This is a genomic window from Pseudomonas sp. AOB-7, assembly GCF_003696305.1.
Lineage (GTDB): Bacteria > Pseudomonadota > Gammaproteobacteria > Pseudomonadales > Pseudomonadaceae > Aquipseudomonas.
In genome coordinates this window covers 37,177-50,980 of record NZ_RFFK01000008.1, presented here as the reverse complement: position 1 = coordinate 50,980, position 13,804 = coordinate 37,177, and the positions used below count along the sequence as shown (strand labels likewise).

Genomic DNA, 13,804 nt, shown 5'->3' with positions numbered 1-13,804 from the left:
GGCGCATTATCCCTGACCCAAGGCAGAAAACCAGTTGGTCTTTTAGATAAGAATGTTTCAGCCTCTAAGGCATCTATACTGCCCAGCATTTACAGGGAGCGTAGCCGCTTGCCCATGCGTATCGACACCGCCGCCTTGCGCCTGACCCTGGGCTATCTGCTGCTCGCCGCCTCGTGGATTCTCCTCAGCGACCAGCTGCTGGCCGCCCTCGGCCTGTCCGCGGCCCAGCAGGACCACCTGCAGTCGTTCAAGGGTCTGCTGTTCGTCGCCCTCACCGGCGCCCTGCTGTACCTGGTGCTGCAGCGCCACGCCCGGCACCATCGGCGCGCGCGGCTGCAGCTGGCGGACAACGAGGAACGCCTGCGCCTGGCCCTGGACGCCACCCGCGACGGCCTGTGGGACTGGGACTTCGCCAGCCAGCGGGTGTTCTTCTCCGACGGCTACGCCGCCCTGCTAGGCCTCACCCCGCAGGCCCTCGGCGATACCCGCGAGGCCTGGGTCGCGCGCCTGCACCCGGAGGATAGCGAACGCGCGCTGCAGGCGCTCGACGCGGAAATGAGCGGCGCGCAGTACGAGAACATCTACCGCATGCGCCACGCCGACGGCAGCTACCGCTGGCTGCACTCGCGCGGCCGCCTGCTGCGCGACGAGGCCGGTCAGCCGCAGCGCTTCATCGGCGTGGCCAGCGACATCACCCAGCGCCGCGCCGACGAGGACAGCCTGCGCCAGGCCGCCGCGGTGTTCGACGCCACCCAGGAAGGCGTGCTGGTCACCGACCCCGAGCAGCGCATCGTCCACGTCAACCCGGCGTTCAGCCGCATCACCGGCTACGCCGCCGAGGAAATCCTCGGCCAGCAGCCCAGCCTGCTCAAGTCCGGCCGTCACGACGCGGCCTTCTACCACAGCCTGTGGCACGCCCTGCAGAGCCGCGGCGCCTGGAGCGGCGAGGTGTGGAACCGGCGCAAGAGCGGCGAGATCTACCCGCAGTGGCAGTGCATCCGCGTCATCCACGACGAGCAGGGGCGCATCAGCCACTATGTCGCGGTGTTTTCCGACATCACCGCGCTCAAGCGCTCGCAGCGCGAGCTGGACTACCTGGCCCACCACGACCCGCTGAGCAACCTGCCCAACCGCCTGCTGTTCACCGAGCGGGTCGCCCATGCCCTGGAGCGCAGCGCCGGCGAACAGCTGTGCGGCGCGGTGCTGCTGATCGACCTGGACCACTTCAAGCACATCAACGAAAGCCTCGGCCACAACGTCGGCGACCTGCTGCTCAAGGAGGTCGGCGAGCGCCTGCTGGCGGCGGTGCCGGCCGGCAGCACCCTGGCGCGCCTGGGCGGCGACGAGTTCGGCCTGCTCTGCGAGCACTGCGCCGAGGCGACCCAGGCCGCGGAGCTGGCGCAGCGCCTGCTGCGCTGCCTGGATGCGCCGTTCCGCCTGCACGGCCACGAGCTGTACATCGGCGCCAGCATCGGCATCAGCCTGTTCCCGGACGACGCCGCCAGCGTCGAACAGGTGCTGCGCAACGCCGACTCGGCGCTGTTCAAGGCCAAAAGCAGCGGCCGCGAGGGCTACGCCTTCTACGTCCAGGAGCTGACCGACTACGCCCGCCAGCGCGTGGAGCTGGCCAGCAGCCTGCGCCACGCCCTCGACAACCAGGAGCTGCGCGTTTACTACCAGCCGCTGCACGATTTGCAGGACGGCAGCGCGGTCGGCATGGAGGCGCTGGTGCGCTGGCAGCACCCGCAGCGCGGCCTGGTGTCGCCCGCCGAGTTCATCCCGATCGCCGAGGACAACGGCCTGATCGGCGCCATCGACGCCTGGGTGCTGGAGCAGGCCTGTCGCCAGATGGTGCGCTGGCACGCCGCCGGCAGCGCGCTGCGCTTCGTCGCGGTGAACGTCTCCAGCCGTCTGTTCGGCCGCGGCGAACTGGAGCAGCGCGTCGCCCAGGTGCTGGCCGACACCGGCCTGGCGCCGGCGCAACTGGAGTTGGAAGTGACCGAGAGCGCGATCATGGAAGACCCCGACGCCGCCCTGCTGCTGCTCACCCGCCTGCGCGGGCTCGGCGTGCGCCTGGCCATCGACGACTTCGGCACCGGCTACAGCTCGCTGGCGCGCCTCAAGCGCCTGCCGGTGGACAAGCTCAAGCTCGACCAGAGCTTCGTCCGCGGCCTGCCCGACGACGCCGAGGACGCCGCCATCGCCCGCGCGGTGATCGCCCTCGGCCACAGCCTGGGGATCAAGGTGCTGGCCGAAGGCATCGAGCAGGCCGCGCAGGCCGATTTCCTCCGAGAACTCGGCTGCCACTACGGCCAGGGCTACCATTTCGGCCGCCCGCAGCCGGTGCCCAGCCAGCCCATCGGCGTGCCCGAAGCCACCCAGGCTGAGCGGGCCAGCACGGGAGACTGAACATGCGCGTGCTGATCCTCGAAGACGATCCCTGGATCGCCGACCTGCTCAGGCAGATCGTCCTCAGCCTGCGCCCGGGGGCGCGGGTCGACTGCCGCACGCGGGTCGCCGACGCCCTCGCCGCCTGGCAGCAGGAGGCGGCGCAGCTGGTGATCTGCGACTGGAACCTGCCCGACGGCAGCGGCACCCGTCTGCTCGAGGCGGTGCGCCGCAGCGACCGCGCGGTGCCACTGCTGATGGTGACCTCGCGCGCCGACCGCGACAGCGTGCTGGAAGTGCGTCCGCTGGGCATCAGCGCCTTTATCAGCAAGCCGTTCCAGGTGCCCAAGGTGCTCGACTGCCTGCAGCGCCTGCTGCCCGCCGACGACGCCGCGCCGGCGGCGTCACACAGCGACGACGACTTCGTTCGCCACCTCGGCGAGCTGCCGGCCGAGGCCCTCGACCTGCCGCTGCGCGACGAGCTGTACCAGCAGCTGCACGGCGCCGCAGGCGCGCCGAGCAGCCTGCAGCAGCTCGGCGAGCACTGGCAGCAGGACCCGGCGGTGCAGGCGCGGCTGATCGCCGCGGCCAACAGCACCGTCTACAACAGCGCCGGGCAGCCCTGTATCAGCCTGCCAGAAGCCGTCCAGCGCCTCGGTACGGCCACCGCGCTGAATCTGATCCAGGGCCTGGCGCTGCGCCCGGCGGCGCGCCTGCAGGACGCCGCGCTCCAGGCCCTCGGCCAGGCCCAGGTGCAGGCGCTGCTGCACCTGCACCAGCGCGTCGGCGAACTGGCCGGCGCCTGCCGCCTCGCCCCGGCGCCGCTGCAAAGCGCCGCCCTGCTGCAGCGCATGGGTGAGCTGGCCGTGCTGCAGCAGGCGCAACTGTGGCGCCAGCGCGACCTGGCGCTGAGCGACGAACAGCTGCAGCAGGCGCTGCGCCAGCACAGCGGCGAACTGGCCAACCGGCTCAAGGCGCACTGGCGCCTGCCCATAGCGCTGCGCGAGCTGATCGGCGCCTGCTACGGCCTGGCGCCCGGCAACACCCGCCGCGAGCCGATCCTGATGCGCCTGGCCAGCGCCGAACTGCAGGGCGCCGACGACCAGGAACTGCAACGCCTGCGCCGCCTCGCCGGGCTGGCCTGAGCCGTGCGGATGAGACGCCTGGCCCTGCTCCGCCACCGGCTTGCCAGCCGCTGGAATGCCAGCCACTGGGACGCCAGCCGCTGGGTAGTGATCGGCGGCAGCCTGTGCCTGGCGCTGTTCTTCGCCTTTCTCGGGCGCCAGGCGCTGGACGAGCGCGAGACCCTCTGGCAACTGCAGATGAACAAGCAGGCGGAAGTCCAGCGCATGGCCCTGCACAGCACCCAGCACGGCCTGCAGGAACGCGCCCAGCTGCTCGCCGAAACCATCGCCGCCGACGCCTGGGTGGTGGAGCTGGTGCGCCAGGCCCACGCCCTGCCGGCCACCGAACTGGACGCCCTGGCCAGTATCCGCAGCCAGCTCTACACCCGCCTGGCGCCGCGCTGGCGCAACCTGCAGGCGCACCAGGCGTTTCGCCTCTACGTGCACCTGGCGCCGGACATCAAGGTGCTGCTGCGGGTGCACGAACCCGAACATTTCGGCGACCTGCAGATCGGCTGGCGGCCGATGGTGCTGGAAGCGCTGCGCAGCGCCACCAGCCAGGCCGGCCTGGGCCTGAGCCGCGGCAGCATCGGCATGCGCGCCATCGCCCCGCTGCTGGTCGAGGGCGCAGACACGCCGCTGCAGGTCGGCGCCATCGAGGTGGCCATGGGCGTGCTCGACGACCTCGCCCAGCTCGACCGCGACCTCGGCAGCGGCGTCGCCCTGCTGCTGCGCGAGGAGCTGCTGCTGGGCACCGACAGCGGCGAGGAGCTGCGCAGCCTGGCCAGCGACCCGCAGCGCTGGCGGCTGATGGGCGCTTCGCGGCCGCAGGTGCGGACCTGGCAACGCCAGCAGGCGCTGCCGCCGCCGGCCGCCGGCGATGCGGTGCGCCTGCTGGCCGACGGCGAACGCCACTACCTGCTCAACCAGATCGTCCTGACCAGCTACCGCCAGCGGCACGACCCGACCGCCGCGCCGCAGGCCGTGGCCCTGGTGTGGCGCGACGTCAGCGAGCAGTTCGACCTGCACCGCAGCGACAAGCGCTGGCTGGTGGTTAAGTGGCTGCTCGCCTGGTGCGGCGCCGAGGCCCTGCTGCTGGTGCTGCTGCGCACCACCAAGCGCAGCACCCAGCGCCTGATGCAGCGCCAGCAGGCGGCGGTGCGCGAGGCGCGCGCCTACCTGCAGGCGCTGCTCGATTCGGCCACCGGGGTGTCGATCATCGCCACCGATCCGCAGGGCCGCATCAACCTGTTCAATTCCGGCGCCGAACGCCTGCTCGGCTATAGCGCCGCGCAGATGATCGGCAAGCACACGCCTGCGCTTATTCACCTCGAGGAAGAAATTCAGGCGCGCGCCGCCGAACTGAGCGCGCAGGCCGGCCGCCCCGTCGAAGGTTTCGAGGTGTTCGTGCACAACGCCCGCGGCGGCGAGCCGGAAACCCGCCAATGGACCTACCGCTGCCAGGACGGCAGCCTGCGCCCGGTCAACCTGACCGTCAGCGCCATGTTCGACGGCAGCGGCCGGATCACCGGCTTCCTCGGCATCGCCAGCGACATCGGCGAACTGCAGCAGGCCACCCGCGCGCTGCAGAAGAGCGAGAGCCGCTTCCGCGGCCTGGTCGCCAACCTGCCCGGGGTGGTCTACCGCTGCGCCAACGACGCCGACTGGAGCATGCGCTACGTCAGCGAGGAGATCCTCAGCCTCAGCGGCTACCCGCCCAGCGACTTCATCGACAACCGCGTGCGCAGCTTCTCCAGCATCGTCCATCCCGACGACCTGGCCATCACCTACCGCGCCGGCGAGGCCATCGAGCGCCAGGAAATCTTCGAACTGACCTACCGCCTGCGCCACGCCGACGGCCACAACGTCTGGGTGCGCGAGAAGGGCCGCGGCGAGTACGACAGCCAGGGCCGGCTGCTGTGGGTCGACGGCTTCCTCTGGGACATCAGCGAGCGCCAGGCCATCGAGGACGAGCTGCGCCTGAGTCAGCAGCGCTTTCGCAATGCCTTCACCACCGCACCGCAGGGCATGGCCCTGGTCGCCCCGGACGGCCGCTGGCTGGAGGTCAATGACGCGCTGTGCCAGATGCTCGGCTACCCGCGCGAGGAACTGCTGGCCACCTCCTACCAGTCCGTGACCCATCCCGAGGACCTCGAGGCCGACCTGGAGAACGCCCAAGACCTGCTGGCCGGACGGATCAATGCCTACCAGATGGAGAAGCGCTACCTGGACAAGCAGGGTCAGGTGCTCTGGGTGCTGCTCAGCGTGTCGCTGGTGCGCGACGGCGAGGGCCGGCCGGTGCACTTCGTCGCGCAGATCCAGGACTTCAGCGACCGCGTCGCCGCCGAACGCGCGGTACGCGAGCGCGAGCACTACCTGCGCACCCTGCTCGACAACGTCATCGACGCCATCGTCACCATCGACGAGGCGGGCCGCATCGAGACCTTCAACCACGCCGCCGAGCACATCTTCGGCTACCGCCACGCCGAGGTGGCCGGGTGTAACGTCAGCCTGCTGATGCCCGAGCCCTACCGCAGCGCCCACGACGGCTACATCCAGCGCTACCTGCGTACCGGCGAGGCCTGGGTGGTCGGCCAGAGCCGCGAGCTGGAGGGCCTGCGGCGCAGCGGCGAGCGCTTCGCCATGGAGCTGGCGGTGTCGCAGATCAGCCACCAGGGCCAGCGCCGCTTCATCGCGGTGATCCGCGACATCGCCGAGCGCAAGCGCATCGAGCAGATGAAGAACGAATTCGTCTCCACCGTCAGTCACGAACTGCGCACCCCGCTGACCGCCATCGCCGGCTCGCTCGGCCTGATCAACGGCGGCGCCCTCGGCGCGGTGCCGGACACCATGCAGCAGATGCTGGCCATCGCGCAGAGCAACAGCCAGCGCCTCAACGAGCTGATCAACGACCTGCTCGACATGGACAAGCTGGTGGCCGGCAAGATGCACTTCGAGCTGCAGGCGCAACCGCTGCAGCCGCTGCTGGAGCAGGCGCTGCTGCACAACCAGCCCTACGCCGACCAGCACCGGGTACGCCTGCGGCTGCAGGTCGAAGGCGACGCGGCGGTACGCGTCGACGCCCAGCGCCTGGCCCAGGTGATGGCCAACCTGCTGTCCAACGCGGCGAAGTTCTCGCCGCCGGGCGGCCAGGTCGAGGTGCGCCTGCAGCGCTGCGCCGAGGTGCTGCGGGTCGCCGTCACCGACCACGGCCCGGGCATCCCCGACGCCTTCAAGCCGCGCATCTTCAGCAAGTTCTCCCAGGCCGACGCCGGCGACACCCGGCAAATGGGCGGCACCGGCCTGGGCCTGGCAATCTGCAAGGAAATCGTCGAACGCATGGGCGGGCATATCGGCTTCGACTCGCGCGAAGGCCGGGGCGCCTGTTTCTGGTTCGAACTGCCCATCACCGGGAGCGAGACATGAGCCAAGCGCCGATACCCCACAACGAGCAGCAGCGGCTGGCCGCGCTGCAGGCCCTGGAGCTGCTCGACACCCCGGCCGAGACGCTGTTCGACCACATCACCGCGCTGGCCGCGCAGATCTGCGCCACCCCCATCGCGCTGATCTCGCTGATCGACGCCGAGCGCCAGTGGTTCAAGAGCCGGGTCGGCCTGGACACCGAGCAGACCGCGCGCGAACTGGCCTTCTGCGCCCACGCCGTGGCCGCCGACGCGCCGCTGGAAGTGGACAACGCCCTGGAGGATGCGCGCTTTCGCGACAATCCGCTGGTCACCGCCGCGCCGCATATCCGCTTCTACGCCGGCATGCCGCTGCACGACCGCCACGGCCTGGCCCTCGGCACCCTGTGCGTGATCGACCGCCAGCCGCGCCACCTCGATGCGCACCAGCGCCAGCAGCTGCAGCACCTGGCGCGACTCACCGGCGAGCTGTTCGAGCTGCGCCTGCAGGCGCGCCGCCAGGCCGAGCAGAGCGCCATGCACCAGGCCATGCTGGACAACGCCGGCAGCGCGGTGCTGGTGCTCGACCCGCAGGGCCGGGTGCTGCGCAGCAACCCCGAGGCGCAGCAGCTGCTGGAGCATTCGGCCGCGGCCCTGAGCGGCCAGCACATGCCGCGCCTGCTGGTCGAGGCCGGCCAGTTCGAGCGCCTCTGCGCCGCCTGCGCCAACGGCCCGCAGAGCGCCGAGGGGCGCCTGCGCACACGCGGCGGGCAGAGCCTGCCGGTACGCCTGAACCTGTCGCCGATCCGCGCCGAGGAGCAGGCGCTGCAAGGCTACCTGCTGGTGGCCAACGACCTCAGCCAGCGCGACGAGGCGCGCCTGCGCCTGCAGCGCATCGCCGCGCAGCTGCCGGGAATGGTCTACCAGTACCTGCTGCGCGCCGACGGCAGCAGCTGCTTTCCCTATGCCAGCGCCGGCATCCTGGATATCTACGGCTGCGCCCCCGAGGAGGTCGCCGAGGACGCCGCGCCGGCCCTCGCCCGCCTGCACCCGGACGACGCGCCGCAGGTGCGCGCGGCCATCGCCCGCTCGGCGCAAGACCTGAGCACCTGGCACCAGGAATACCGCGTGCTGCACCCGCTGCACGGCCCGCTGTGGGTCGAGGGGCGCGCCGCGCCGCAGCGCCTGCCCGGCGGCGACGTCCTCTGGCACGGTTTCATCAGCGACATCAGCGAACGCAAGCGCGGCGAGCAGCTGCAGAACGAGTTCGTCTCCACCGTCAGCCACGAGCTACGCACCCCGCTGACCGCCATCGCCGGCTCGCTCGGCCTGATCAACGGCGGCGCCCTTGGCGCGGTGCCGGAGGCCATGCGGCAGATGCTGGAGATCGCCCAGAGCAACAGCCAGCGCCTGCGCAAGCTGATCGACGATTTGCTCGACATCGACAAGCTGGTCGCCGGCAAGATGCGCCTCGAGCTGCAGCCGCTGGCCCTGCGCGCGCTGCTGGCGCAGGCGCTGCAGAGCAACCAGCCCTATGCCGAGCACCATCGGGTGCAGCTGCGCCTGCTGCCCGGCGCCGACTGCCAGGTGCTGGCCGATGCCCAGCGCCTGGAGCAGGTGCTGGCCAACCTGCTGGCCAACGCCGCCAAGTTCTCCGCCGCCGGCCAACGTGTGGAGCTGAGTGCCGCGCCGCGTCAGGGCTGGGTGCGGATCAGCGTGCGCGACCATGGCCAGGGCATCGCCGAGAGCTTCCAGCCGCGCATCTTCAGCAAGTTCGCCCAGGCCGATGCCGGCGACACCCGCCAGCAGGGCGGCACCGGCCTCGGTCTGGCGATCAGCAAGGAGCTGGTCGAACGCATGGGCGGGCAGATCGGCTTCGACTCGACGCCGGGCCAGGGCAGCACCTTCTGGATCGACCTGCCGCTGGCTGGGGGCAGCCATGAGTAACGCCAACGGGCTGCGTCTGCAACTGCTCGGCCAGCTGTTCGGCCGCGCCAATCTGCTGGCCTGGGGCGTGCTGGCGCTGGCCCTCGGCGCCACGCTGCTGGCCTGGCACAACCTGCGCCAGAGCCAGAGCGAAGCGGCCGCGCGCCAGCTCGAGCTGCTCGCCGACGAGCTGAGCGAAGCCATAGTCCAGCGCATGCAGAATCAGGAAAGCATCCTGCTCGGCGCCGCCGCCTTGCTCGACACCAGCGACGAGGTCAGCCGCGACGATTGGCGTCGCTATGCCGAGCGCCTGCGCCTGGGCGAGCGCTACCCGGGCATCCAGGGCCTGGGTTTCAGCCAGGTGCTGCGCGCCGAGCAGTTGCCCGCCTTCGAAACCGCGCTGCGCACCGAGGGCTTTATCAACTTCCGCGTGCGCCCGTTCGGCCAGCGCCCGCTGTACAGCGCCATCCGCTATATCGAGCCGTTCGCCGGGCGCAACCTGGTCGCCTTCGGCTTCGACATGCTGTCTGAGCCGGTGCGCCGGGCCGCCATGCTGGATGCCGCGCGCAGCGGCCAGAGCCGCCTGTCCGGGCGGGTCACCCTGGTTCAGGAAACCCACGGCCGGGTGCAGCCGGGCCTGCTGCTGTACGTGCCGGTGTACTGGCCGGGGCAGCCGCTGGACAGCCCCGAGCAACGCCTGGCCGCCCTGCGCGGCTTCGCCTACAGCCCCTACCGGGTGCACGACCTGATGCACGGCATCCTCGGCGGCCGCCAGCGCGAGCTGGACTTCGAGCTCTACGCCAGCCCCGCCGCCGCGGCCGGCGAGCTGCTCTACAGCAGCCGCGGCGATACCCCGGCCAGCACACCGGCCGCCGCCCAGCGCCAGCTGGAGCTGTTCGGCCAAAGCTGGCGCCTGCACTTTCACCATGCCCCGGGCTTTCTCGCCGACGCCCACCGCGGCGAGAGCTCGCTGCTGGCGCTCGGCGGCTGCATCGGCCTGCTGCTGTTCTTCCTGGTCAGCAGCCTCAGCCAGCGCCGCGCGCAGGTGCAGCAACTGGCCGACCGCATCACCGAGCAGCTGCGCCTGAGCGAGGAACGCCTGGCCCTGGCGCTCAAGGGGAGCAACGACGGCTGGTGGGACATCGACCTCAAGGCCGGCAGCTTCTTCGCCTCGGCGCGCGGCTGGCAGATGCTCGGCCACCCCGAACAGGGCCCGCCTGGCTTCGCCGACGACCCGCTGGGCTGGGAGCGCCTGGTGCACCCGGACGACCTGGCGGCGGCGCGTACCAGCCTGATGCAGGCGCTGCGCCAGGGTGCCACCTACTTCACCATCGACTGCCGCCTGCTGTGCGTCGACGGCACGCCGCTGCCGGTGCTGTTGCGCGGCTATATCCAGCGCGGTGCCGACGGCTATCCGCTGCGCATCACCGGTACCACCATGGACCAGAGCGAGGCCAAGCGCATCGAACGGCTGAAAAGCGAGTTCGTCTCCACCGTCAGCCACGAGCTGCGCACCCCGCTGACCGCCATCGCCGGCTCGCTCGGCCTGATCAACGGCGGCGCCCTCGGCGCGGTGCCGGCGGGCATGCAGCAGATGCTCGGCATCGCCCAGGCCAACAGCCAGCGCCTCAGCCACCTGATCAACGACCTGCTGGACATGGACAAGCTGGAAGCCGGCAAGATGCAGTTCGACCTGCAGCCCTGCGCGCTCGACGAGCAGCTGGCGGAGGCCCTGGCCAGCAACCAGGCCTATGCCGCCCAGCACCAGGTGCAGCTGCGCCTGGCCGAGTGCCCGCCGCTGCGGGTGCGGGTCGACGCCATGCGCCTGCAGCAGGTGCTGGCCAACTTCCTCTCCAACGCGGTGAAGTACTCGCCGCCCGGCGCCGAGGTGCTGCTGCACGCCGAGCGCCGCGGCGCGCGGGTACGGGTTGCGGTCAGCGACAGCGGCCCGGGCATCGCCGCGGCCTTCCGCGAGCGCGTCTTCGCCAAGTTCTCCCAGGCCGACGCCAGCGACAGCCGCAAGAAGGGCGGTACCGGCCTCGGCCTGGCGATCAGCAAGGAGCTGATCGAGCGCATGGGCGGGCAGATCGGCTTCGACTCCGTCGAGGGCCAGGGTGCCAGCTTCTGGTTCGAGCTGGCCCTGCTCGCCGATCCGCCTACAGCGGCCACCGATGGCGCGCATCCCGGCCTGCTGGTGGTCGAGGACGAACCGGACATCGCCGCGCTGCTGCGTCAGCTGCTGGAGCATGCCGGCTACCGCGTGCGCCTGGCGCACAGCCTGGCCGAGGCACGCCGCGCCCTGGCCGCCGAGCGTCCGGCGGCGATCAGCCTCGACCTCAAGCTGCCGGACGGCGACGGCCTGCAGCTGGTGCGCGAGCTGCGCGCCGATGCGCGCTACCGCGAGCTGCCGATCCTGGTAGTCTCGGCCGCCTGCGAACAGGGCCGCCTGGCACTCGGCGGCGGCGTGCCGGCGCTGGACTGGCTGAGCAAGCCGATCGACCCGCAGCGCCTGCTCGACAGCCTGGCGCGCGCCCTGCGCGGCCTGCCGGAAAGACCGCGGGTGTTGCACGTCGAGGACGACCACGACCTGCGCCAGGTGGTCGCCGAACAGGGCCGCGAACTGGCCGAGTTCGTCGCCGCCGAGAACCTCGCCCAGGCCCGCCGCCTGCTCGCCGGCCCACCCTTCGACCTGGTCCTGCTCGACCTCGGCCTGCCCGACGGCAACGGTCTGGAGCTGGTCGAGGAACTGCGCCGCAGCCAGCCGCAACTGCCGGTGGTGGTGCTCTCGGCCAGCGAGCTGGATGGCGCCCAGCTGGCCAAGGTACGCGCCGCGCTGGCCAAATCGCGCAACGATGGACAACACTTGCTGCAGCTGCTCACCCGCCTGCTACCCGCCAAGGAGACCGGCCATGACTGAACTCAAGCGCATCCTCCACGTCGAGGACGACCCGTCGATCCAGGCCGTGGCCAAGGTCGCCCTGGAGGCCGTCGGCGGCTTCCAGGTGCTCAGCTGCGCCAGCGGTCAGGAGGCCCTCGACCAGGTACAGGGCTTCGCCCCCGACTTCATCCTGCTCGACGTGATGATGCCCGGCATGGACGGCCCGCAGACCCTGGAGCGGCTGCGCGCGCTGGTCGACATCGGCGAGATCCCGGTGGCCTTCATGACCGCCAAGGTGCAGCCCGGCGAAGTGGCGCATTACCGCAGCCTGGGCGCGCGCGACGTGATAGTGAAACCCTTCGACCCCATGCAGCTCGCCGCCCAGGTGCGCCAGATCTGGAGCCAGCGCCATGGATAAGCACGAAGGCAACGTCATTCCGCAGGCCCTGCAGCAGCACCTGCAGCAGCTCGGCCAGCAATTCGCCGAGCGCCTGCGCCAGGAGCTGCCGCAACTGGCGCAGCAGGCCGGACAGTTGCTCGACGCCGCCGGCAACGAGCGCCAGCGCCTGCTGCAGGCCCTGCGCGACCAGCTGCACCGCCTGGCCGGCAGCGCCGGCACCTTCGGTTTCGTCCAGCTCGGCCAGCAGGCGCGCGAGCTGGAGCAGCAGGCCGAGCGCTGGCTGGAACGCCTGCAGCGCCAGCAGCAGGGCCTCGGCGAGTTCGTCGCGGCGCTGCAGCAGCTGGGCAGCCAGCCGCTGGCCGCGACCGCCGTCGGCGAAGCGCCGCGCCCGACGCGCAAGGCGGTGCGCAGCGATGACGGCAGCCGGTACATCTACATCCTCGAGGAAGAGGCCGCGGCAGGCGAAAGCATGCGCCTGACGCTGAACAACTTCGGCTACCGGGCCGAGCACTTCAACTCCATCGCCGGCCTCGACGCCGCCCTGCAGCAGCACCTGCCGGATGCGCTGATCGTCGACGTCAACCTGCCCGGGGAAAGCTGCAGTGGCCTGGACTACGCCGCGCACCTGCAGCAGCGCCTGGACGCGCCGCTGCCGCTGCTGGTGCTGACCCAGCAGGACGACTTCGCCACCCAGCTGCAGGCAGTGCGCGCCGGCGCTCTGGGCTTCTTCGCCAAGCCGGTGGACATCCCGCAGCTGGAGAGCCGCCTGGAGCGCTGCTTCGCCCAGCAGCACGGCGAGCCCTACCGGGTGCTGATCGTCGACGACGACCAGGACCTGGCCAGCCGCTACAGCCTGGTGCTGCGCGGCGCCGGCATGCTGGTGGAGGTGCTGCGCGAGCCGGCGCAGATCTTCGCCCACCTGCGCGACTTCAACCCCGAGGTGGTGCTGCTCGACGTCAACATGCCCGACTGCACCGGCCCGGAGCTGGCGCAGATCATCCGCTGCAACGACGACTGGCTGCGCATCCCGATCATCTACCTGTCGGCGGAAACCGACATCGCCAAGCAGATGAGCGCCCTGATCAAGGCCGGCGACGACTTCGTCACCAAGCCCATTTCCGACAACGCCCTGGTCGCCACGGTGTTCTCCCGCGCCCAGCGCGCCCGCCTGCTGTCCAACGCCCTGGCCCGCGACAGCCTGACCGGCCTGCTCAAGCACGGCGACATCAAGGAACAGGTGGCCATCGAACTGGAGCGCGCGCTGCGCAGCGGCGACCGCGCCAGCGTGGCGATGCTCGACATCGACCACTTCAAGCGGGTCAACGACAGCCACGGCCACGCCGCCGGCGACAACGTCATCCGCGCCCTGGCCAACTTGCTGCGCCAGCGCCTGCGGCGCATCGACAGCCTGGGGCGCTACGGCGGCGAGGAGTTCCTCGCGGTGCTGCCGGACTGCCCGCCGGAGCAGGCCAGGCTGATCCTCGACGAGATCCGCCAGCGCTTCGCCGAGCTGCGCTTTATCGCCGAGGGCGGCGAATTCTCCTGCACCCTCAGCGCCGGCATCGCCGGCACCGACGTGCACAGCGACGCCGAGCAACTGCGCGAACGCGCCGACAAGGCGCTGTACGCGGCCAAGCACGGCGGCCGCAACCAGGTGCGCCTGGCCGAATGAGCCGCGCCCGACACG

Annotated in this window: 7 protein-coding genes; all 7 read left to right on the top strand. The window is 71.0% G+C overall.

What is annotated here, in order from left to right; genetic code table 11:
* Positions 1–114 precede the first annotated feature (114 nt).
* The 7 genes from dibA to EA796_RS15800 are packed head-to-tail and all read left to right on the top strand — an operon-like array spanning position 115 to position 13,789.
* Positions 115–2,409, top strand: coding sequence for a phosphodiesterase DibA (gene dibA, locus EA796_RS15830; protein WP_122109298.1), 2,295 nt, complete (start codon positions 115–117; stop codon positions 2,407–2,409).
* Between the two features lie 2 nt (positions 2,410–2,411).
* A complete protein-coding gene (locus EA796_RS15825; protein WP_122109297.1) occupies positions 2,412–3,533 on the top strand; it encodes a response regulator in 1,122 nt (373 codons plus the stop codon).
* Between the two features lie 9 nt (positions 3,534–3,542).
* Positions 3,543–6,938 carry a PAS domain S-box protein gene (locus tag EA796_RS23580; RefSeq protein ID WP_122109296.1) on the top strand — a complete coding sequence of 1,132 codons (3,396 nt, stop codon included), beginning with the start codon at positions 3,543–3,545 and terminating at the stop codon, positions 6,936–6,938.
* Positions 6,935–8,860 carry an ATP-binding protein gene (locus EA796_RS15815; RefSeq protein ID WP_122109295.1) on the top strand — a complete coding sequence of 642 codons (1,926 nt, stop codon included), beginning with the start codon at positions 6,935–6,937 and terminating at the stop codon, positions 8,858–8,860. The genes EA796_RS23580 and EA796_RS15815 overlap by 4 nt, the downstream gene beginning before the upstream one ends.
* Positions 8,853–11,756 carry a CHASE domain-containing protein gene (locus tag EA796_RS15810; protein WP_122109294.1) on the top strand — a complete coding sequence of 968 codons (2,904 nt, stop codon included), beginning with the start codon at positions 8,853–8,855 and terminating at the stop codon, positions 11,754–11,756. The genes EA796_RS15815 and EA796_RS15810 overlap by 8 nt, the downstream gene beginning before the upstream one ends.
* Positions 11,749–12,135 carry a response regulator gene (locus EA796_RS15805; RefSeq protein ID WP_021445650.1) on the top strand — a complete coding sequence of 129 codons (387 nt, stop codon included), beginning with the start codon at positions 11,749–11,751 and terminating at the stop codon, positions 12,133–12,135. The genes EA796_RS15810 and EA796_RS15805 overlap by 8 nt, the downstream gene beginning before the upstream one ends.
* Complete coding sequence (locus EA796_RS15800; protein ID WP_122109293.1) at positions 12,128–13,789, top strand: diguanylate cyclase domain-containing protein; 1,662 nt, start codon at positions 12,128–12,130, stop codon at positions 13,787–13,789. The genes EA796_RS15805 and EA796_RS15800 overlap by 8 nt, the downstream gene beginning before the upstream one ends.
* Positions 13,790–13,804: the final 15 nt, after the last annotated feature.

Coding starts and splice junctions, on each gene's coding strand:
- EA796_RS23580 (WP_122109296.1), top strand. CDS start 3,543: ATGAGACGCCTGGCCCTGCTCCGCCACCGGCTTGCCAGCCGCTGGAAT.
- EA796_RS15825 (WP_122109297.1), top strand. CDS start 2,412: ATGCGCGTGCTGATCCTCGAAGACGATCCCTGGATCGCCGACCTGCTC.
- EA796_RS15800 (WP_122109293.1), top strand. CDS start 12,128: ATGGATAAGCACGAAGGCAACGTCATTCCGCAGGCCCTGCAGCAGCAC.
- dibA (WP_122109298.1), top strand. CDS start 115: ATGCGTATCGACACCGCCGCCTTGCGCCTGACCCTGGGCTATCTGCTG.
- EA796_RS15810 (WP_122109294.1), top strand. CDS start 8,853: ATGAGTAACGCCAACGGGCTGCGTCTGCAACTGCTCGGCCAGCTGTTC.
- EA796_RS15815 (WP_122109295.1), top strand. CDS start 6,935: ATGAGCCAAGCGCCGATACCCCACAACGAGCAGCAGCGGCTGGCCGCG.
- EA796_RS15805 (WP_021445650.1), top strand. CDS start 11,749: ATGACTGAACTCAAGCGCATCCTCCACGTCGAGGACGACCCGTCGATC.